The sequence below is a fragment of the Falsiroseomonas sp. HW251 genome, assembly GCF_050563545.1.
Taxonomy (GTDB): domain Bacteria; phylum Pseudomonadota; class Alphaproteobacteria; order Acetobacterales; family Acetobacteraceae; genus Falsiroseomonas.
This window is the reverse complement of the sequence record NZ_JBNXUM010000008.1, coordinates 189,246-209,576: the sequence shown is the minus strand read 5'-3', so window position 1 is coordinate 209,576 and position 20,331 is coordinate 189,246. Positions and strand designations below refer to the sequence as shown.

18 protein-coding genes are annotated in these 20,331 nt (G+C 72.1%); 13 read left to right on the top strand and 5 right to left on the bottom strand.

What is annotated here, in order from left to right; genetic code table 11:
* Positions 1-2: 2 nt before the first annotated feature.
* The gene (locus ACLF3M_RS12135) at positions 3-533 is read right to left on the bottom strand and encodes a chromate transporter (RefSeq protein ID WP_430657184.1); all 531 of its coding nucleotides are present in this window, start codon (positions 531-533) and stop codon (positions 3-5) included.
* Complete coding sequence (locus tag ACLF3M_RS12130) at positions 530-1,078, bottom strand: chromate transporter (protein ID WP_430657183.1); 549 nt, start codon at positions 1,076-1,078, stop codon at positions 530-532. Before ACLF3M_RS12130 ends, ACLF3M_RS12135 begins: the two co-directional genes overlap by 4 nt.
* A gap of 95 nt (positions 1,079-1,173) precedes the next feature.
* On the opposite strand from ACLF3M_RS12130, the gene ACLF3M_RS12125 reads away from it, so the two are divergent.
* Positions 1,174-2,187, top strand: a complete 1,014-nt coding sequence (locus tag ACLF3M_RS12125) for an amino acid ABC transporter substrate-binding protein (RefSeq protein WP_430657182.1) — start codon at positions 1,174-1,176, stop codon at positions 2,185-2,187.
* Positions 2,188-2,193: 6 nt separating this feature from the next.
* On the opposite strand, the gene ACLF3M_RS12120 is transcribed toward ACLF3M_RS12125, so the two are convergent.
* Together ACLF3M_RS12120 and cysQ are read right to left on the bottom strand one after the other, a co-directional pair.
* The gene (locus tag ACLF3M_RS12120) at positions 2,194-3,162 is read right to left on the bottom strand and encodes an L-threonylcarbamoyladenylate synthase (RefSeq protein ID WP_430657181.1); all 969 of its coding nucleotides are present in this window, start codon (positions 3,160-3,162) and stop codon (positions 2,194-2,196) included.
* Positions 3,159-3,923 carry a 3'(2'),5'-bisphosphate nucleotidase CysQ gene (gene cysQ, locus ACLF3M_RS12115; protein ID WP_430657180.1) on the bottom strand — a complete coding sequence of 255 codons (765 nt, stop codon included), beginning with the start codon at positions 3,921-3,923 and terminating at the stop codon, positions 3,159-3,161. Before cysQ ends, ACLF3M_RS12120 begins: the two co-directional genes overlap by 4 nt.
* Before the next feature lie 108 nt (positions 3,924-4,031).
* Between cysQ and ACLF3M_RS12110 the strand changes: the two genes are divergently transcribed.
* The 10 genes from ACLF3M_RS12110 (at position 4,032) to ACLF3M_RS12065 (ending at position 13,511) form a co-directional block, all read left to right on the top strand.
* Positions 4,032-5,501: a leucyl aminopeptidase gene (locus tag ACLF3M_RS12110; protein WP_430657179.1), complete on the top strand. Its 1,470-nt coding sequence runs from the start codon at positions 4,032-4,034 to the stop codon at positions 5,499-5,501.
* 19 nt (positions 5,502-5,520) lie between these two features.
* A complete protein-coding gene (locus ACLF3M_RS12105; protein WP_430657178.1) occupies positions 5,521-6,975 on the top strand; it encodes a leucyl aminopeptidase family protein in 1,455 nt (484 codons plus the stop codon).
* Between the two features lie 39 nt (positions 6,976-7,014).
* Positions 7,015-7,206 (top strand): type II toxin-antitoxin system VapB family antitoxin, encoded by a 192-nt coding sequence (locus ACLF3M_RS12100; RefSeq protein ID WP_430657177.1) that lies wholly within the window; start codon positions 7,015-7,017, stop codon positions 7,204-7,206.
* Complete coding sequence (gene vapC / locus ACLF3M_RS12095) at positions 7,203-7,598, top strand: type II toxin-antitoxin system VapC family toxin (RefSeq protein WP_430657176.1); 396 nt, start codon at positions 7,203-7,205, stop codon at positions 7,596-7,598. Before ACLF3M_RS12100 ends, vapC begins: the two co-directional genes overlap by 4 nt.
* Before the next feature lie 4 nt (positions 7,599-7,602).
* On the top strand, positions 7,603-8,064 hold the full coding sequence (locus ACLF3M_RS12090) for a DNA polymerase III subunit chi (RefSeq protein WP_430657175.1): 462 nt from the start codon (positions 7,603-7,605) through the stop codon (positions 8,062-8,064).
* 174 nt (positions 8,065-8,238) lie between these two features.
* A complete protein-coding gene (locus ACLF3M_RS12085; RefSeq protein WP_430657174.1) occupies positions 8,239-8,397 on the top strand; it encodes a hypothetical protein in 159 nt (52 codons plus the stop codon).
* Positions 8,398-8,518: 121 nt separating this feature from the next.
* Positions 8,519-8,674 (top strand): hypothetical protein, encoded by a 156-nt coding sequence (locus ACLF3M_RS12080; protein ID WP_430657173.1) that lies wholly within the window; start codon positions 8,519-8,521, stop codon positions 8,672-8,674.
* Positions 8,675-8,680: 6 nt separating this feature from the next.
* Positions 8,681-11,638, top strand: a complete 2,958-nt coding sequence (locus ACLF3M_RS12075; protein ID WP_430657172.1) for a formate dehydrogenase subunit alpha — start codon at positions 8,681-8,683, stop codon at positions 11,636-11,638.
* A gap of 2 nt (positions 11,639-11,640) precedes the next feature.
* Positions 11,641-12,240, top strand: coding sequence for a formate dehydrogenase FDH3 subunit beta (gene fdh3B / locus ACLF3M_RS12070; protein ID WP_430657171.1), 600 nt, complete (start codon positions 11,641-11,643; stop codon positions 12,238-12,240).
* Between the two features lie 2 nt (positions 12,241-12,242).
* Positions 12,243-13,511, top strand: coding sequence for a formate dehydrogenase subunit gamma (locus tag ACLF3M_RS12065; RefSeq protein WP_430657170.1), 1,269 nt, complete (start codon positions 12,243-12,245; stop codon positions 13,509-13,511).
* Positions 13,512-13,514: 3 nt separating this feature from the next.
* Here the strand turns inward: ACLF3M_RS12065 and ACLF3M_RS12060 are convergent, their stop codons facing one another.
* Positions 13,515-16,667 carry an AsmA-like C-terminal region-containing protein gene (locus tag ACLF3M_RS12060; RefSeq protein ID WP_430657169.1) on the bottom strand — a complete coding sequence of 1,051 codons (3,153 nt, stop codon included), beginning with the start codon at positions 16,665-16,667 and terminating at the stop codon, positions 13,515-13,517.
* Between the two features lie 17 nt (positions 16,668-16,684).
* On the opposite strand from ACLF3M_RS12060, the gene ACLF3M_RS12055 reads away from it, so the two are divergent.
* On the top strand, positions 16,685-19,648 hold the full coding sequence (locus ACLF3M_RS12055) for a bifunctional [glutamine synthetase] adenylyltransferase/[glutamine synthetase]-adenylyl-L-tyrosine phosphorylase (protein WP_430657168.1): 2,964 nt from the start codon (positions 16,685-16,687) through the stop codon (positions 19,646-19,648).
* A gap of 11 nt (positions 19,649-19,659) precedes the next feature.
* On the top strand, positions 19,660-20,241 hold the full coding sequence (gene bcp / locus ACLF3M_RS12050; RefSeq protein WP_430657219.1) for a thioredoxin-dependent thiol peroxidase: 582 nt from the start codon (positions 19,660-19,662) through the stop codon (positions 20,239-20,241).
* Positions 20,242-20,331: the final 90 nt, after the last annotated feature.

Genomic DNA, 20,331 nt, shown 5'->3' with positions numbered 1-20,331 from the left:
GTTCACGGCGGCGAGAGGAACAGCGCCCCGACCAGCGCCCCCGCCCCCAGCACCCAGAGTGGATTGACCGTCGTCCGCCACACGATGAGAGAGGAGGCGACCACCATCGCCACCGGCAGCCACCCCGTCGCCGCGGCATGGCCGAGCAGCAGGCCAGAGGCCAGGATCAGCCCGACCGCGATCGGCACCAGGCCCTTCTCGACCAGTTCCATCCGCGCGCTGCCCGCGAGCCGGCGCCGGAGGCGCGAGAATCCGAAGGCCAGCGCGCCGGAGGGCAGGGTCATCGCCGCCGTCGCGACCAGCATCCCGGCGAGCCCCGCGACCTGCCAGCCGATCAGCCCGACCACCAGCACGTTCGGCCCGGGCGCGGCCTGCGCCAGCGCGTAGAGCTCGGCGAAGCGGGCATGGGTCATCCAGCCCTGCACCTCGACGACCAGGCGGCTCATCTCCGGCAGCACCGCGATGCCGCCGCCGACCGCCATCAGCGAGATCGCGGCGAAACCGGTCGCGAGCTGCCAGAGGATGGCGCTCATCGCGCCGCCCGCTGCCGCGTCCACCAGGCCGCGGCGATGCCGGCCGGCGCCAGGCCCAGCACGATCACCGGCAGCGGCAGCCGCAGCAGCGCACCGGCCAGCGCGGCGAGCCCGACGGCCAGCACCGGCAGGGACGGCTGCAGGTTGCGCGCGATCTTGAGCGCGGTGCCGATCACCATCCCCGCCGCTGCCGCCGCCGTGCCGGCCAGCACCGACCGCACAAGCGGGATTTCGCCCCAGCGGTCATGCGCCGCGGCCAACCCCACCAGCACGCAGAGCGGCCCGGCAAACAGCGCGAGCGGGGTCAGCAGTGCCCCGCGCGGCCCATGCCAGCGGTCGCCGAGCTGGATCGCGACGTTCATCGCGTTCGGCCCGGGCAGCGCTTGCCCGAGGCCGAGCACCTCGGCGTATTGCTGGTCAGTCAGCCAGCGCTTCTCCTCCACCAGCACGCGGCGCGCCCAGACATTGACGCCGCCGAAGCCGAGCAGGCCAATCCGGGCATAGGTCAGTACGAGCTGGGCAAGCGTGGGGCGCGCATCGGCCATGCGGGCCAGCGGAGCGCGGGCAGGGGCGTGGATCAAGCCCCGGAACCCGGCGCGGGCACGCGGGTTCGCGTGATGCCGTCCAGGAGATCGCGCCCATGCGTCGCCTCGTCCTTCTGCTGTCCTCCCTGCTGCTCGCCGCGCCGGCGGTCGCGCAGCCGCCGCCCGACACGCTGGGCGCGGTGCGGGCCCGGGGGCAGCTGTCCTGCGGCGTCTCGACCGGCGTGGTGGGGCTGTCGCAGCCCGATGCGCGGGGCGAATGGCGGGGGCTCGACGCCGATTTCTGCCGCGCCGTCGCGGCCGCGGTGCTGGGCGACGGCGCCAAGGTACGCTTCGTGCCGACCACGCCGCAGACGCGCTTCACCGCCCTGCAATCCGGCGAGGTGGACCTGCTGTCGCGCAACACCACCTGGTCCTTCGCGCGCGACGTGCCCATCGGGCTCGCCTTCGTCGGCGTGATCATGCATGACGGGCAGGGCTTCATCACGCGGCGCGACCTGAACCTGGCCGATGCGCGTGGGCTGGACGGTGCGACGATCTGCCTGCAGCCCGGCACGACGACGGAGCTGAACCTGGCGGACTGGGCGCGCAGCAACAACGTGCGCTTCACGCCGGTGGTGATCGAGAACTTCCAGGAGGTGACGCAGGCGTTCTTCTCCGGGCGCTGCGACGCTTACACGACCGATCGGTCGGGCCTGGCCTCCATCCGCGCGGGGCAGGGGCCGCGCGCGAATGACTACGTGATCCTGCCCGACACGATCGGCGCCGAGCCGCTGGGCCCGCTGGTGCGCAAGGGCGACTGGCGCTGGTTCGACATCGCGCGTTGGACGCTGAATGCGCTGGTCGCGGCGGAGGAGCACGGCGTGACCGCCGTGAATGTCGAGGACCGCGCTCGGTCTGACGCGAGCCCCGAGGTGCAGCGGCTTCTCGGCCGCGCCGGCGAGTTCGGCCGCGCCCTGGGGCTGGACGACGCCTGGGCCGCGAATGCGATCCGCGCGGTGGGCAATTACGGCGAGGTCTGGCAGCGCAACCTGGCGCCGATCGGGCTCGAGAGGGGGCGGGACAGGCTGGCGCGCGACGGCGGGCTGATGTGGTCGCCGCCCTTCAGGTGAGGGCCGTCAGTCCCGCGGCGCCGCCGCCCTTTCCAGGCGGTCGTTGATCGCAGCGCCGAGCCCGCGATCCGGCACGCTCATCGTCGCGATCCGCGTCAGCCCGAGCCGCCGGCCTTCCGCGTCCAGCCAGCGCAGCCCCGCGAAGAGTCGCGCCGCAGCCTCCGCCAGGTCGCGCGAAGGCGATAGGTTCCACATGGCGCCTGCGCCCGGCAGCGGCGCGCCGAAGGCGAGCAGCGCCTCTTCGGACGCGACATCGGCGGCGCCGAGCCGCACCGGCAGCGACGGCGCGTAATGCGACAGCATCATCCCGGGGCTGCGCAGGCTTTGCGTCGCCTCGCCCGCGGCCCGCGTCAGCGCGCGGCCGATCGGGCCGATGGCGGCCTCGATCTGTTCGGCCGTGATGCCACCCGGACGCAGCAGGGCGGCGCCGCGGGACGACAGGTCCAGCACGGTGCTCTCGACGCCAACCTCGCAGGGACCGCCATCCAGCACCGCCGCGATGCGGCCAGACAGGCCTTCCATCACATGCGCCGCATTCGTCGGGCTGACGCCGCCCGAGCGGTTCGCGGAGGGCGCCGCGACCGGCGTCGCGGCTAGGCGCACCAGTTCCAGCGCAACCGGGTGACCCGGTACGCGCACCGCGAGCGTGTCCAGCCCCGCGCCGGCCAGGTCCGCGATCCGCGACGATGCGCGCCGCGGCAGCACCAGCGTCAGCGAGCCCGGCCAGAACAGCCGGGCAAGTTCGCGCGCGCGCTCGTCCGGCACCACCTCCTCGAACGCCGCATCCGAATCGGGGAAATGGCTGATCAGCGGGTTGAACTGCGGCCGGCCCTTCGCCGCGAAGATGCCGGCGACGGCCCGCGCATTCCGGGCATCGCCGCCGAGGCCATAGACCGTCTCGGTCGGGAACGCCACGAGCTCGCCGGCGCGCAGCAACGACGCGGCCTCGGCGACATCAGTCAAGACCCTCGTCATGCCGCTCCGCGTGCTAGAAACGGTGGGTTGCGCCAGCCCGGCTTCCCGTAGCGTAGCGCCGCCCCCGACCAGTCCGCCATGCTGCCGCCGGCCGCGATCAGCACCGCCTCCGGCGCCGCGGTGTCCCACTCCATGGTCTCGCCGTGGCGGGGATAGAGGTCGCCGACGCCCTCCGCCAGGCGACAGAATTTCTCGGCGCTGCCGATGTTCACGACCTTCGACGCGCCGTGCTGCTTTGCGAAATCGGCGATGCGCGGATCGGCGGCGTAGTGACGGCTGGCGAAGACGACGGGGCCCTCGGGCGGCGGGCGGCGGGCGGCGATCGCGGCGCGGATGCCCTTGCCGTCCTGCTTCCAAGCGCCGCGGCCGACGATGCCGCCGAAGATCTCGTCCATCGCGGGCAGCGCCACGACGCCGAGCCACGGGCGCCCGTTCCGCACCAAGCCGATGTTCACGGCGAAGCTGTCGTGCCCACCGGCGAATTCCCTTGTGCCGTCCAGCGGGTCCACCAGCCAGAGCAGCCCGTCATGGGCGGTGGCGCGACCGGCCTCGACCTCCTCCTCCGCCACCACGGGGATGTCCGGCGTGGCCTCGCGCAGGCCTTCGACGATCAGCGCCTCGGCGAGCCGGTCGGCGGCGGTCACGGGGGAGGTGTCGCGTTTGCGCTCCACCGCGAAGCCGGCCGCGCGCACGGCCATGACGGCGGCGGCGGCTTCCTTGGCGAGTCGCGCGGCGAGCGCGACCAGGGCGTCCTCGTCCATGGCGATCCGATTACGCCTCGCCAGTCCCCGCGCCAAGCCGACGGGGTGCCGGGTTGCCGGGCCGGGCGGGCCGGATGCTAGGCTGTCCTCCACACACGGAACGGACCCATGCCCGACATCGCCTTCGTCAAGCCCGCCCTGCCCAAGTCCTGCGCCCTGATCCTGCCGATGACCGAGGGCGACCCGCCCGCGGGCCTGGCGCAGGAGGCCGATGCGGCGTCCGGCGGGCTGATTTCCCGCGCGCTCGACGCTGCGGGCTTCAAGGGAAAGAAGGGCCAGTCCACCACGCTCTGGGCGGTCGGATCCTGGACCAAGGTGGTCGCCATCGGGCTCGGCAAGGCCGGCGAGGTGACGCCGGAAGGCGCGGAGGCCGCGGGCGGCGCGCTGGCCGCCGCGCTGGCGCAGGACCGCGAGGCGACGGTCGCGGCGGACACGCTCGACCCGAATCTCGCCGCGCATATGGGCTTCGGCGCGCTGCTGCGGGCGTGGCGCTTCGACCGCTACCGCACGACGGAAAAGGAGGAGGACAAGCCGAAGCTCGAGCGCATCGCCGTCGCGACGTCTTCCGCCACGCCGGCGAAATCCGCCTTCGCGCCGCTGCGCGCCATCGCCGACGGTGTGTTCCTCACGCGCGAGCTCGTTAGCGAGCCGCCGAATGTCCTCGACCCCGTGGAATTCGCGGAGCGCTGCAAGGGCCTCGAACGCCTCGGCGTGGAGGTCGAGGTGCTGGGGCCGAAGGAGATGAAGCGCCTCGGCTTCGGCGCGCTGCTCGGCGTCGCGCAGGGCTCGGCGAAGGAGCCGCGCATGGTGGTGATGCAGTGGAAGGGCGCGCCGAAGGGGAAGAAGACGAAGCCGCTCGCGCTGATCGGCAAGGGCGTGACCTTCGACACCGGGGGGATCTCCATCAAGCCCGCCGGCGGCATGGAGGACATGAAGTGGGACATGGCCGGCGCCGGCGCGGTGGTCGGCGCCATCGCCGCGATCGCCGGGCGCAAGGCGAAGGCCGATGTCGTGGGCCTGGTCGGTCTGGTGGAGAACATGCCGTCCGGCACCGCGCAGCGGCCGGGCGACGTGGTGAAGACCTATTCCGGCCAGACGGTCGAGGTCATCAACACCGACGCCGAGGGTCGCCTCGTTCTGGGCGACGTCATGTGGTACGCGCAGGAGCGCTTCGATCCCCGTGGGATGGTGGACCTCGCCACGCTGACCGGCGCGATTATCATCGCGCTGGGGCATGAGCATGCCGGCCTCTTCAGCAACGACGACGCGCTGGCGCAAAAGATCATGGCGGCCGGTGCGGCGGTGGGCGAGAAGTGCTGGCGCATGCCGCTCGGCGACGCCTATGACAAGCAGATCAAGTCCGACATCGCCGACATGAAGAACGTGGGCGGGCGGCCCGGCGGCTCCATCACCGCCGCGCAGTTCCTGCAGCGCTTCACCAACGGCAAGCCCTGGGCGCATTTGGATATCGCCGGCACGGCCTGGAGCAGCAAGGACGCCGCGACGATGCCGAAGGGCGCGACGGCGTTCGGCGTGCGCCTGCTGGACCGGCTGGTGGCCGCGGAGGAGGAGGGCTGAGGCGCGCGACGCGCGCCCCATGCTGAAGCCGGTCTTCCGCCACGCGCCGCCGGACGACCTGCCGGTCGTGGAGCCCGTCGCGGCCGTGCCCGACGCGCTGCGCGGCGCCGCGGAGTCCGCGCATTTTGCGGCCAAGCCCGGGCAGCTTCTCGAACCTGCCGCGGTACCGCGCCGGCTGCTGGCCGGCATCGGCGCCGGCGCCCGCTACGACCTGGAACGGGCCGGCGCCGCGGTTGCACGGCACTGGTCCGGGATTCCGCACGTCGCGCTCGATGCGCGCGACCTGTCGGCCTTGCAGGCGGCCGAACTCCTCGCCGGATTCTGCCTCGGTGCCTGGCGCTTCGACCGGCATCGCAAGCGCGACGACACGCCGCGGCTTAAGCGCGTCACGGTCGCGACCCCGCATCGCGACGCCGCGCGGGAAGCCTGGGCTCGCGCCGAGACCGCAGTGCGCGGCACGCTCTTCGCGCGCGACCTGGTCTCGGAGCCCGCGAATCACCTCACGACGAAGGAATTCGCGCGCCGCCTGCGTGGCCTCACGAAGCATGGGATCGAGGTCGAGATCCTCGGCCCGAAGCGCCTGGCGCGCGACGGCTTCGGCGCGCTGCTCGCGGTGGGTTCGGGCAGCGCGCACGGGCCTCGGCTGGCGGTGCTGCGCTGGCGCGGCACGCTGGACGCGCCGCCCGTCGCCTTCGTGGGCAAGGGGATCGTCTTCGACACCGGCGGCATCTCCATCAAGCCGGCGCACGGGATGGAGGCGATGCGCGCCGACATGGCGGGTGCCGCGGCCTGCGCCGGCGCGATCCTGTCGCTGGCGCTGCGCAACTCGCCCGCGCCGGCGGTCGCGGTCCTCGCCATCGCGGAGAACGCGACGGGCGCCGGGAGCTACCGCCCCGGCGACGTGCTGCGCACCCTGTCCGGCCGCACGGTGGAGGTCGTGGACACCGACGCCGAGGGCCGCCTGGTGCTGGCCGACGCGCTGCACCACGCGCTGTGCTTCAAGCCTCGCGCGGTCGTGGACCTCGCGACGCTGACGGGCGCGATCGTCTCCGCGCTCGGGACGCATCGCGCGGGGCTCTTCGGCAACGACGCCGCGCTGATGGCGAGCCTGGCCGCGACCGGCGAGCAGGTCGGCGAGCGGCTCTGGCCGATGCCGATTGGAGAGAGCCACCGCGTCGACCTCGCCTCCGACATCGCCGACATCAGGCAATGCGTGCCGTCGTCGCGGGGGGAGGGCGGCTGGGCCGCGCGCTTCATCCCCGACGCCAGCCACGCCGCGGCCTTCCTGCGGGAATTCGCGGGCGGCGTTCCCTGGGCCCATCTGGACATCGCCGGCGTGGACACGCTGATCCGCCCGCACGCGCTGGGGCCGGCCGGTGCGACGGGCTGGGGCGTGCGCCTCCTGGACGCGCTGGTGGCAGCGCGGTTCGAGGAAGAGGACCACCACGCCGTTCCTTGGACCGCGGCGCCATGATGTGTATATCCGTCTTACTTTTACACATCGGGCCGGCTCATGCGCACCAACATCGAGATCGACGACAAGCTGATGGAAGACGTCCTCAAGGCTACCGGCCTGCCGACGAAGCGCGCGGCCGTGGAGGAGGGGCTTCGCATGCTGCTGCAGGTCCAGCGCCAGACGCGCATTCGCGCCTTGCGCGGCAAGGTCGACTGGAAGGGCGACCTGGAGGAGAGCCGCCGCTCGTGATCGTGGTGGACACGTCGGTGTGGGTCGATTTCCTGCGCCACGTGCGAAGCCCCGAGGCCGAGCTGCTCGACCACCTGCTGCCAAGGCGACGCATCATCGTCGGTGACCTGATCCTGTGCGAAGTGCTGATAGGCCTGTCCCATGAACGAGAGGCAGCGAGGACGGAGGAGATGCTGCGCGACTTCCTGGTTCTGCCGATCACCGACGACCTGATCGCGACGCGGGCCGCGCGGCACTTCCGCGCTCTGCGCGCCAAGGGCGTCGCCGTTCGCAATACCATCGACCTGCTCATCGGCACCTTCTGCCTGCACCACGGCCATGAGCTCCTCCACCGCGACCGCGACTTCGACCCCATGGAGCGCCATCTCGGCCTCCGCGTTCTGCACGCCTGACGCGATGGCGGATTACGGCTTCTACCACCTGACCCGCACGAAGCTGGAGCAGGCGCTGCCCCGGCTGCTCGGACGCGTGCTGCAGGGCGGCGGACGCGCCATGGTGCTGGTCGCGAGCCGCGAGCGGCTGGAGGCGCTGGATGCCGGGCTATGGACCGCGACCGAGCCTGACTGGCTGCCGCATGGGACGCCGACGGCCGGTCACGCCGACTACCAGCCGATCTGGCTGACGACGGAGGATGCCGGGGGGGAAGGCGCGCCCAACGGCGCGCGCTTCCTCTTCCTGCTCGAGGGGATGTCGTCGGCGCGGCTCGGCGCCTTCGACCGCGTGCTTGACCTGTTTGACGGCGCCGACGAGGCCTCGGTCGCCGCCGCCCGGCAGCGCTGGCGCGACGCCAAAGCCGCAGGCCATGCGCTGACCTACTGGCAGCAGGGCCCGCGAGGCTGGGAGAAGGCCGGGAGCTAGCTGTCCAGCCTGACGCCGGTCAGCTTCATCGCGTGTCTCCCCGATGTCGCAGCGCTGTCGCAATGCCGGCGGGCCGGTCAAGTCCGCGTCATCTTGCAACCCTTCGTTGCACGTTTCGGCGACGATAAGGCACTCTGACCGTAGCCGGAGGAACCGGCGGAGGAGGGCGGCGCGATGACGGAGACAGGCGAAACCCTGGCCGATATGCGCGTTCAGCCGCGCCCGCCCGCCCCGGCGGAGCCCGCGACCTCCCGCGCCCTCTGGCCGACCTTCATGCGCCGGACGCTGGCCGAGGATCTGGTCCGGCCGGAGAATCCGCCCGCCGCCGAATAGGCCCGTCCCGAGGGATCGCGGGCGCGCCTGGCGCGTTCCGCCCCGCAGCATCGCTGTCGGGGACGCTATGGCTGGGCTCAAGGAAACGGGACACGCGGCGCGGCGGCGCCTGCTTGGTCTGATGGGCGTCGCAGTCGCGACGCCCGCGGCAGCCTTCAACGCCGATGGGAGCCGCGGAGGCATCCCCGCCCAGCCCGAGACCGAGCAGCAGAAGCGCGCGCCGCGCTATCGCGAGACGGAGCACGTCCGCGCGTTCTACCGCACCAACCGGAGCTGACGCGCCATGCTGGTCAAGCGGGCTGAGGCGCGCGCGGCCAGGCAGCGCCTGGCCACCGCCTATGCCGGCCTTTCGACGGGCGGGCTTGACCGCCGTGGCTTCCTGGCTCAGGCGGGGCTCGGCGCCGGCGCGCTGGCCGCGCTCGGCACGCTGACGCCGAGGCAGGTGAGGGCGGCCACCGAGACGGTGGACCGCACCGCGCCGGTCACCATCGTGAAGAACGTCTGCACGCATTGCTCGGTCGGCTGCACGGTCACGGCGCGCGTGCAGAACGGCGTCTGGATGGGGCAGGAGCCGACCTTCGACAGCCCGATTAACCGCGGCACGCACTGCGCCAAGGGCGCATCGGTCCGCGAGATCGTGCTCGGCGGGCGTCGCCTGCGCTACCCCATGAAGCTGGTGGACGGCGAATGGCGGCGCCTCAGCTGGGACCAGGCGATGGGCGAGATCGCGGACAAGCTGAAGGACATCCGGGAGCGCAGCACGCCGGAATCCGTCTTCTGGCTGGGCAGCGCCAAGTTCACCAACGAGGCCGCCTATCTCTTCCGCAAGTTCGCGGCCTATTGGGGCACCAACAACTGCGACCACCAGGCCCGCATCTGCCACTCCACCACCGTCGCCGGCGTTGCGAACACCTGGGGCTACGGCGCGCAGACCAACAGCTACAACGACATCCGCAACGCCAAGACGATGGTGATCATGGGCGGCAACCCCGCCGAAAGCCATCCGATAGCGATGCAGCACGTGCTTGCCGCGCGCGACTTCAACCGCGCGCACATGGTCGTCATCGACCCCCGCTTCACCCGCACCGCCGCGCATGCGCATGAGCACGTCCGCATCCGGCCGGGCACCGACATCCCCGTGGTCTGGGGCATCCTCTGGCACGTCTTCCACGAGGGCTGGGAGGACAAGGAGTTCATCGCGCAACGCGTCTTCGGCATGGACGACGTCCGGCGCGAGGTCGAGAAGTGGACGCCGGAGGAGACCGAGCGCGTCACCGGCGTCCCGCCGGAGCAGCTGAAGCGCATCGCGCAGCTCTTCGCCTTCAACAAGCCCGCGACGCTGATCTGGTGCATGGGCGCGACGCAGAAGACGGTCGGTACGGCCAATGTGCGGGCCTACTGCATCCTGCTGCTCGCGACCGGCAATGTCGGTCTGCCCGGGACGGGTGCCAACATCTTCCGCGGCCACACCAACGTGCAGGGTGCGACGGACCTCGGCCTCGATGTCGCGACGCTGCCCGGCTATTACGGGCTGGACGAGGCGGCCTGGCGGCATTTTTCCCGCGTTTGGGAGACCGACTACGAGTGGCTGAAGTCCCGCTTCGTCTCCCAGAAATTCATGGAGACGCCGGGCATCCCGTCCACGCGCTGGTTCGACGCCGTGACGCTGCCGCGCGACCAGGTCGAGCAGCCCGACAACTGCAAGGCCATGGTCGTCATGGGCCATGGCGGCAACACCGTCAGCCGCATGCCCGAAGCCGTGAAGGCGATGGAGAAGCTCGAGCTGCTGGTCGTTTGCGACCCGCACCCCACGACCTATTCGCAGAGCTCGGAGCGGAAGAACGGCACCTACCTTCTGCCGATGTGCTCGGGGTTCGAGTTCGAGGGCAGCCGCGTCGCATCCAACCGGTCGCTGCAATGGGGCTTCAAGATCGTCGAACCGATCTTCGAAAGCCGCAACGACTACGATGTGATGTACGACCTGGCACAGCGCCTCGGCTTCGCGGACCGCATGTTCAAGAACATCGAGGTCACGAACGGCCGCGTCTCCGCTGAGAGCATTCTGCGCGAGATGAACCGCGGCCTCTGGTCCATCGGCTATACCGGCCAGTCGCCGGAGCGGCTGAAGGCACACATGGTCAACCAGCGCTTCTTCGACCTGAAGACGCTGAAGGCGAGCGACGATGCGCCGGAAGAGGTACGCGGCGATACCTACGGCCTGCCCTGGCCGTGCTGGGGCAAGCCGGAATGGCGGCATCCCGGGACGCACATCCTCTACAACACCAACCTGCATGTGAAGGAAGGCGGCAGCACCTTCCGCGCGCGCTTCGGCGTGGAGCGCAACGGGCAGACGCTGCTGGCCGAAGGCAGCTGGTCCAAGGGCAGCGAGATCGAGGACGGCTATCCCGAATTCACAGTCGCGGTGATGAAGCGGCTGGGCTGGTACGACGAGCTGACGGAGGAGGAGAAGGCCACCATCCGCCGCGTCGCCGAGGGCGGCAACGAGGACCGCGTGAGCTGGGCGACCGACCTGTCCGGCGGGATCATCCGCGTCACGATGGAGCATGGCGTGATGGCCTATGGCAACGCCAAGGCGCGCGCGAATTGCTGGAACCTGCCGGACCCCGTACCGGTGCACCGCGAGCCCATCTACACGCCGCGCACCGACCTCATCCCGACGATGGAGCAGGCCGCAGTGCTGGCGGCGGACCCGAACGCGCAGGCGCCGCGCGGCACCTATCCTACGCTGCGCGACCGGCGCGGCTTCCGGGTGCCGCATCTCGGGCTTTCCGTGCAGATGCGCAGCCACCAGGTCGCGCGCGACTTCCCGATCATCCTGACCTCCGGCCGGTTGGTGGAGTACGAAGGTGGCGGCGAGGAGACGCGGTCCAACCCGTGGCTCGCCGAGCTCCAGCAGGACATGTTCGTCGAGATCAACCCGCGCGACGCCGCCGCGCGCGGCATCCGCGAGGGCCAGCATGTCTGGGTGCTGGGCGCGGAGAACCAGGCCCGCGTGCGGGTGAAGGCGCTGATCACGGAGCGCGTCGGCCCCGGCGTCGCCTTCATGCCCTTCCACTTCGCGGGCTGGTGGCAGGGCGAGGATCGCCGTCGCTTCTACCCGCCCGGCACCGATCCCATCGTGCTCGGCGAGAGCGTCAACACCGTGACCACCTACGGCTACGACCCAGTCACCTTCATGCAGGAGACGAAGGTCACGCTGGTCCAGATCAGGGGGGCTTAGCGATGGCTCGTCTCGCCTTCCTCTGCGACAGCGAGCGCTGCATCGAATGCAACGCCTGCGTCACCGCCTGCAAGAACGAGCACGAGGTGCCCTGGGGCATCAACCGCCGCCGCGTCGTGACCATCGGTGACGGCAAGCCCGGCGAGCGCAGCATCTCCATGGCCTGCATGCACTGCACGGACGCACCCTGCGCCGCGGTCTGCCCGGTCTCCTGCTTTTACGGCACGGCGGACAACCTGGTGCTGCACGACAAGGATCTCTGCATCGGCTGCGGCTACTGCTTCTACGCCTGCCCCTTCGGCGCGCCGCAATACCCGCGGCTGGGCAATTTCGGCGGCCGCGGCAAGATGGACAAATGCACGTATTGCGCCGGCGGCCCGCAGGCCGACGACACGCCGGCGGAATACGCGCAATATGGGTCGAACCGCATCGCCGACGGCAAGCTGCCGCTCTGCGCCGAGATGTGCAGCACCAAGGCGCTGCTCGCGGGCGACCAGCGCATTATCGCGGACATCTACCGCGAGCGCGTGCAGGCCCGCGGCTTCGGCTCCGGCGCCTGGGGCTGGCGCACGGCCTATCGCACGACGGTGCAGGAGGCGTGACGATGCGCGCGCTGCCGGTCGTCCTGCTGCTGCTGGCAGCGCCCGCCTTCGCCCAGGCGCCGGCACTGCCGGCCGTGGATCCCTCCACCCAGTCCGCGACGCCGCAGAACGCAACGCCGGCCCCGGCGCAGGCGCCGAACCAGCCACAGCAGACTGGCGGCAGGCCGGGCGGCGACGCCTCCGTCCAGTCCGCCGCACCCGAGGTCGGCGCCGGCCGCGGCGATGCCGGCGGCAACGCCAGCGGCGCCAACGCGCCCCAGCCCACCAACCCCGAGCAGCACCCGACCAGCCCCGCACCCGCGACCGGCGACGCCGCGCCGCGCCCGCGGCAATCCACGCCCGCACCGATCCCCTTCGGTCCCCCGCTTGCGCTGCAATCGCCGGTGCAGGCCGGCGATGTCGAGCGCCTCGGGCAGCTCGAAGGCCGCGTCTCCATCCCGAACCAGGCCGCCGGCCTCCTCATCCAGCCGGAGGGCCGGGACTGGCGGGTCTGGCGGACGCGCTGGCTGACCATCGGCGGCCTCGTCGTGCTGTGCCTGACGGTGGCGGCGCTGTTGGCCTGGCACCTCCTGCACGGACCGACGCGCATCGCGGGCGGGCGGTCCGGCCGGCGCGTCACGCGCTTCACCCTGCTGGAGCGTACCAGTCATTGGATGGTCGCGATCAGCTTCGTCGTGCTCGCGCTCACGGGGCTCAACATCACCTACGGCGCCTACGCGCTGCGCCCGGTGATCGGCGCGCCCGCCTTCACCGCGGCGACGTGGTGGGGCCAGGCGATCCACCAGGGCGCCGCCTTCGCCTTCATGCTCGGCGTGCTGGTGATGCTGGTGCATTGGGGGCGGGAGAACCTGATCCGCCGCGTGGACGTCGAATGGATCAAGGCCGGCGGAATGCTGTCGAAGCATCCGCCGACGGCGGGCAAGTTCAATGCGGGGCAGAAGGCGCTCTACTGGCTTAGCATGCTGGGCGGCGTGCTGCTTTCCGTCACCGGCATCCTGCTGATGATGCCGGGCCTGCTCGATGACATCTCGGCGCAGCAATGGGCGCATGTCGCGCATGGGCTGGTGGCGATGGGCATGATCGCGCTGATCCTGGGCCATGCCTATCTCGGCACCGCCGGCACCGAGGGCGCCTTCGAGGGCATGCGCGACGGCGACGTGGACTTCAACTGGGCGCGCGAGCATCACGGGCGCTGGCTTGATGAGGAGGTCCAGCGCGCCCGCACCGTCGTCGCCAACGACGCGGCCGGCCAGAAGGCCGGCGCCGATTGATCGCTATTGCGGCGCGGCCGGCAGGCTGCTGCCGAAGATGCCGCGCAGGAAGCCCGGTGTCAGCGCGGCCAAGGGATTGACGCTGACCGCGGGATCGTCGAGCGGCCCGTTCAGCCGGTAGGTCGCCGCGAAGAGCCCGCCGCCGCGCTCCGGTGAGAAGATCCGCCCGAGGATCGGGATGTTGCCGAGCAGCGAGTTCAGGATGTAGGCCGGCACGATCGTGCCCTCCAGCGCCACGCGATGCCGCCGGCGGTCCAGCGTGCCCTTCGCCGTCAGCCCGAGCGAGGCCGAGAAGGCGCGCGCATCGTCCAGCACCAGCGCGTCCGGCGTCAGCGTGAAGGGCGCGACCAGGCGCGAGAAGCCGAGCCCCGGCCCCGACAGCGCCTCCACCAGGCCGAACAGCGTCATGGCCTGCAGCAGCTTCGCGAAGCCCGGCGCGTTGCGCACGGAGAAGTCGTCCATCTCCGCCTCGCCGGTCAGCGTCGCGCCGCGGGCATTGCCGGCGAAGGTGCCGGTGACCGTCAGCCGCCCGCCCTCCAGATGCGGCAGCACGTCGAAGCTGTGCAGCAGCGCACCGGCGTTCTGCGCGGTAATCCGCACCGCGCGGTCATTGCCCTGCGGCGTGATCGTCATGTCAAAGGGACCGTTCGCGCCGGCGCGGCCCGTGATGCGCCCTTCGCGCAGCACGCCATGGGCATCCAGCGCCACCCTCGCTTCCAGCCCCGCCAATTCGCGCTGCGGGCCGAGCAGCAGTCGCTCGAACCGCGCATCGGCGGAGATCGCCGGGCCCGGCGGCGCCGGCGCGGCCACGGGACCGGGCGCGGATTCCTCCGCCATGCGGCGCCTGAGGTCGAGCACCGCGCCGCGCAGCGATACCGTCCAGGGGCTGCCCTGCTGGGCGGGCGGCCGCGCCTCGCCGGCGAAGCGGCTGTCCTCGATCCGCGCTTCGGTGATCGCGACGCGATCCAGCCGCGTGCCGCGTCCGAAGGCGACGTTGCCGCGCAGCAGCAGCGACGGCGCCTCGATGCGGAAGCTCTCGATGGCGTCGAGGCTGTCGCCGGTCATGCGAAGCACGGCTTCCGCGCCCGCGTTCTGGCCCGGCGGCTTGCTCCAGGACAGCGCATCGAGCACGAGCGTGGCCTCGCGCAGATCCGCCCGCACCGTCGCGCGCGCGGGCCCGCTGCGCCGGCGCTCCGTGCGGACATCGAGGCCGACGGGCCCGCGCACGACGTCCTCATGCGCAAGGCCGAGCGCCGCGAGCTGGCGCGCATCGGCCCGCGCCTGCACGGTCTCCCGCATCACCACCTGGTTCGCGGGGCCCGGGCGGAAATCCATCTCGACGCCGAGGCGGGCCTGGATGTCGGCCAGCACGCCGGTGCCGGTCACCCTCAGGCTCTCGGTGTCCACCGTCAGGTCGAACTGCCCGCGCTCCAGCGGGCGGCCCATCAGCACGTCGGCCATGCGGAACTGCCGGACCTGGGCCGTCGCGCGGATGCGCAGCTGCTCGATGGCGAGGTCGGCGAGCAGCGGGAAGCCGATGGACACGCGGCCTTCCAGCGTGCCCTGCGGGTCCTTGATCGGCAGCGGCCGACGGTCGAACAGATGCAGCCGCGGCTGCTGCAGGACGGCGATCGCGTCCGGCACCGGTCCCGCCACGCCGAGCTGGATGTCCATCGTGGCGGAGCCGTCGGGGGCGAAGGGAATGCGGATCACCGCGTCCTTCACCTGCAGCTGCGTGCCGGCCTGCCTTGCGGTGGCGACGCGCACCGCGATCTCCTCGGGCGAGAAGGTCACCCGGCCTGTCGCGCGCTCAGCCGGCGGGATGGGGCGCAGCCAGTGGACGGTCGCGTCCTCCACCTCCAGCGTGCCGCGCAGCGTCTTCAGCGCGAAGGTCGAGAGGTCCTGCGGCGCCTCGGCCTCGATCTCCCAGTTGCCGTTGCGCGCGGTGCCGGCGGTGACGTTCTCCAGGATCCAGGCGCGTTCGCCCGATCCAACGCCCGTCGGCCACCAGCGCGCCAGCTCCGCGAGCGGCGCGGCATCGAGCGCCAGCCGCGCGGAGCCGTGCCAGCGCCCGTCGCGCCGCGCCGCATCGGCCGTCGCGGTCAGCACGGGGGTGGCCGGCCCCGCCAGCTGCACCAGCGCGCGCGGCACCCGGAGCCCCGCCGGCGTCCATTCCGCCGTCGCCTCCAGCCGGTTGAGCGGGATGCGCCGGCCTTCCCCGAGATCCACCGCCCCGGCGCGTGCCGCGATGCGCAGCCCCGCCTGTTCGAGCACGCCGTCGCCGCTGAGCCGCGCCGAAAGCTCGACGCGCGCCGGGGCATCGAGGCCCGCCAGCGGCGCGAAGGCCGGGACAAGCTGCGACAGCGCCGCGGGCCGGACTTCCGGCAGCGTGGCGCGCAGCGTCAGGCGTGCGGGGTTGCCGGCGGCCTCCGCGGTCACCGCGACGGGCAGGCGCCCGTCGCCCATCCGCGCGACCGCCGAGCCCTGGCCGGTGACGCCGCCGCCTGCCAGACGCCGCAGCTCGATCGCGGCATCCTGCAGCGACCAGGCCGCGCCGAGCTGCGCGTCCTCCACCATGATCTGCCCGCCGGTGATGCTGAAGGCAGCGAGCGCGCCGAGCGGGGAGCCGTCGTTCGGCGCCTTCATGAGCTCGGCCAGCATGTCCTCGACCGAGTTGCCGGCCGGCTCCTCCGAGGGCTCGGCGTCGGGGCGGGCAAGCTGGACCGAGAGCCGCCCATCCTCGGCGCGGCGCAGCCGCAGCACGGGATTGCGCAGCTCGATCCGGCGTGGCGCGATCTCGCCGCGCAGCAGCCAGGGAATGGAGAGGCTGACCGCGGCATCCGGCAGCGCCGCCCTGAGCGCGCCGTCGCGGCCGAGCAGCCTGACGCCGGTCAGCCGCAGATCGAGCGGGGACATCGCCTCGCCCCGCAACCCTTCCCACGCGATGGTCGCCTCGCCGATGGACAGGCGGCTCGGCGAGTCCGCGGTGTTCACCTCGTTCTCGATCGCGCGGGCCAGGAAGGCGATCTCGATCGGCCCCTGCGCGAGCCGCCAGCCGAGAACGGCCAGGCCGAGCAGCAGCACCGTGAACAGCGCCAGCGCGTAGTGGACGACCCGGTGCGCCTCCCGCGCCACTTGACCCGCGGCGTTCCTCATGACGAGGCTGCCCCGGCATGGCGAAGAACAACAGCGGCCTGTCGGCCGACCGGCTGCCCCGGCCTTTCGACACGGCGGAGGCGGCCCTGCTGGTCCAGCGCTTCGCCGAGCGCGGCACGGCCGAACGCGCCTTCGCCGAGACCGAGGACGGTGCCGCGCTGCTGGCCGCGCTGGGAGGGCATTCCGGCTACCTGTCGGACCTCGCGGTGCGGGATTCCGCGACGCTGCTGCGCTTCGCCGAACGCGGCCCGGATGCGGCCTTCGCGATGGCGATGGACCCGCTCGGGCGGCTGGATCCCGGGGCGAGCCGCGCGCAGGTCGGCGCGTCGCTGCGCCAGGTCAAGCGCCAGGCCGCGCTGATCGCGGCGGCGGCGGACCTGTCCGGGCTCTGGCCGCTGGATCGCGTGACCGGCGCGCTGTCGGCGCTGGCCGATGGCTGCACCGACGCCGCCTGTTCGCACCTGCTGCGCGAGGCGCAGGCGCGCGGCGAGATCCGGCTCCCCGGGCGGGGTGCCAGGGGCGCAGGGAAGGGCTCCGGCCTGGTGGTGCTCGGCATGGGCAAGCTCGGCGGGCGGGAGCTGAACTACTCCTCTGATATCGACCTCATGGTGCTCTACGACCCGATGGCGGCAGCCTACGACGCGGACCGGGCGGGCGCCATCTATGTCAGGCTGGCCCGCGACTTGGTCCGCCTGCTGGAGGAGCGGACGGAGGAGGGCTACGTCTTCCGCACCGATCTCCGCCTGCGCCCGGACCCCGCCGCGACCCCGCTCGCCGTCGCGTTGCCGGCCGCCATCGTCTACTACGAGAGCCTCGGCCAGAACTGGGAACGCGCGGCGATGATCAAGGCGCGGCCGGTCGCTGGCGACCTCGCGCTGGGCGAGGCCTTCCTGCGCGAGATCCGCCCTTTCGTGTGGCGCCGGTCGCTGGATTTCGCGGCCGTCGCCGACATCCACTCCATCAAGCGCCAGATCCACACCCACAAGGGCGCCAAGGGCGCGCATGCCGAGGTGCAGGTCGCCGGCCACGACGTGAAGCTCGGCCGGGGCGGCATCCGGGAAATCGAGTTCTCGACCCAGGTGCTGCAGCTGATCTGGGGCGGGCGCGATCCGGTGCTGCGGGATCCCACGACGCTCGGCGCGCTGGCGGCGCTGGCGGCGGCGGGACGGATCGAGCGGCGGGCGGCGGCGGATCTGGCCGACGCCTATGTCTTCCTCCGCCAGGTCGAGCACCGGCTGCAGATGGTCGCCGACCGCCAGACGCATCGCCTGCCCGAGGACGAGCAGGGCCTGGCGCGCATCGCGAGCTTCATGGGCTTCGACGGGCCGGAGGGCTTCCGCGCCGCGCTGCTCGGCCACCTCACCCGCGTCGAGCGCTGCTACGCCAGCCTGTTCGAGGCCGAGCCCGAACTCGGCCGCGCCGAGAATGGCGGGGGCAGCCTGGTCTTCACCGGCGTCGAGGACGACCCCGAGACCATCGCGACGCTACGCCGCATGGGCTACGAGAACCCGACCGCGATCGCCGCGATGGTGCGCGGCTGGCACCACGGCCACACCCGCGCCACCCGCAGCGAGCGCGCGCGGGAATTGCTGACGGCGCTGATGCCGGCGCTGCTCTCGGCCTTCGGCAAGCAGCCGCAGCCCGACCAGGCGCTGTTGCGGCTGGACGCTGCGCTCGGCCGGCTTCAGGCGGGGGTGCAGGCGCTGAGCCTGCTGCACCGCAACCCCGCGCTGCTGGACCGCTTCGCCTTCGTGCTCGGCGCGGCGCCGGCGCTGGCGGACCATGTCGCGCGCAGCCCCGCGGCGCTCGACGCGCTGCTGTCGGGCACGCTGTCCGCTGCCGATCCCGCCCTCGCGCTACCCGCGCTGGTGAAGGAGGCGCGGTACCTGGAAGAAGCGCTGGATTCGACACGGCGCGTGGTGACGGAACGCCGCTTCGAGATCGACTGCGCCGCGCTGGAAGGGACGATGGACACCGATGCCGCGGGCATCGCACGCAGCGGGCTCGCGGATGCCGCGATCGGCGCGCTGCTGCCGCGGATCAGCGCCGACTTCTCGGAGCGCCACGGCAAGGTGGCGGGCGGGGCGCTCGGCGTCGTGGCGCTCGGCAAGCATGGCGCACGGGACATGCTGCCGGCCTCCGACCTCGACCTCATCCTGATCTACGACCATGCCGAGGACGCGGCCGAGAGCCGAGGCGGCCCGAAATCGCTGCCGCCGAGCCAGTATTTCGGGCGACTCGCCAACCAGGTCGTGGCGGCGCTGACCTCGCCGGGGCCGGAGGGCAAGCTGTTCGAGGTGGACATGCGCCTGCGCCCCTCGGGTTCAAAGGGGCCGGTCGCGGTGTCGCTGCCGGGCTTCCGGCGCTACCAGGCCGAGGCAGCCTGGACCTGGGAACGCATGGCGCTGACCCGCGCGCGCTTCGTGGCGGGGCCGCCGGGGCTGAGGAAGAAGATCGAGGCCGCGCTGAAGACGGCGCAGACCCGCGCCGCCGATCCCGCGACGGTGCTGGCGGATGCGGCGGCGATGCGTGCGCGCATGCTGCGCGACCTGCCGGCCGAGGGGCCCTGGGACTGCAAGCTGATGCGCGGCGGCCTGGTGGAGACGGAATTCGTGGCCCAGGCGCTGACGGTCGCGCATGCGCATCGCGTGCCGGGCCTGGTGTCGCCCACCACGCGGATCGGGCTGGCCAACCTGGCCAGGGCCGGGCTGCTGGCGGAGGGGGAAGCCGCGACGCTGGTCGCGGCGGATCGCCTCTGGCGGACGGTGATCGCGCATCGCCGCCTGACCGTTGGGCGCTGGAAGGAGCCGGAACTGCCAGGTCCGATCGCGGCCTCCCTGCTGGCGCTGGTTGCGCCGCTGCTGCCTCGATCGCCGGTTGACCAGTCGGACTTGCGCACACAGATGCGCGACGTGGCGGATGCCGTGCGCGAGGTCTTCCTGCGCCGCATCGGCCCGCTGGACCAGCCCGAAGCGGCGTGACGGAGACGATGATGGCGACGACGAGGAAGCCGGCGGTGAAGGCAGCCCCCGCGAAGAAGGAAGCGGCTGCCAAGGCGGCCCCGGCGAAGAAGCCCGCGGTGCCGAAGGCTGCTCCCGTGCCGGCTGCGGGCCCGGCCGAGGGCGCCGTGGCGCCGTCCTGGTCCATGCCGGCGAGCGGCGGGCGGACCGTCTCGAGCGCGGCGCTGAAGGGCAAGCCCTACCTGCTGTATTTCTACCCCAAGGCCGACACGCCGGGCTGCACCAAGCAGGCCTGCGGCGTGCAGGAGGCGCTGCCGCAGCTCGGGAAGATCGGGCTCGAGGTGATCGGCGTCTCGCCCGATCCCATCCCGCCGATCGAGAAGTTCGCCGCGAAGTACAGGCTGACCTTCCCGCTCGCCTCCGACGCCGACCAGAAGGTTGCGACGGCCTACGGCACCTGGGTCGAGAAGAGCATGTACGGCAAGACCTACATGGGCATGGAGCGCAGCAGTTTCCTGGTCGACGCGGATGGGAAGATCGCGAAGGTCTGGCGCAAGGTGAAGCCGGAGGAGCACGCGGCCCAGGTCATCGAGGCGGCGAAGGCTCTCAAATAGGTCCCGCTCCGGTTCTTTCCATAGGCGGCCGAATACAGGCCGCCTGTGCGCCATTTTTGGAAGCTTATTGCTGCATTTCATCGCATCAAG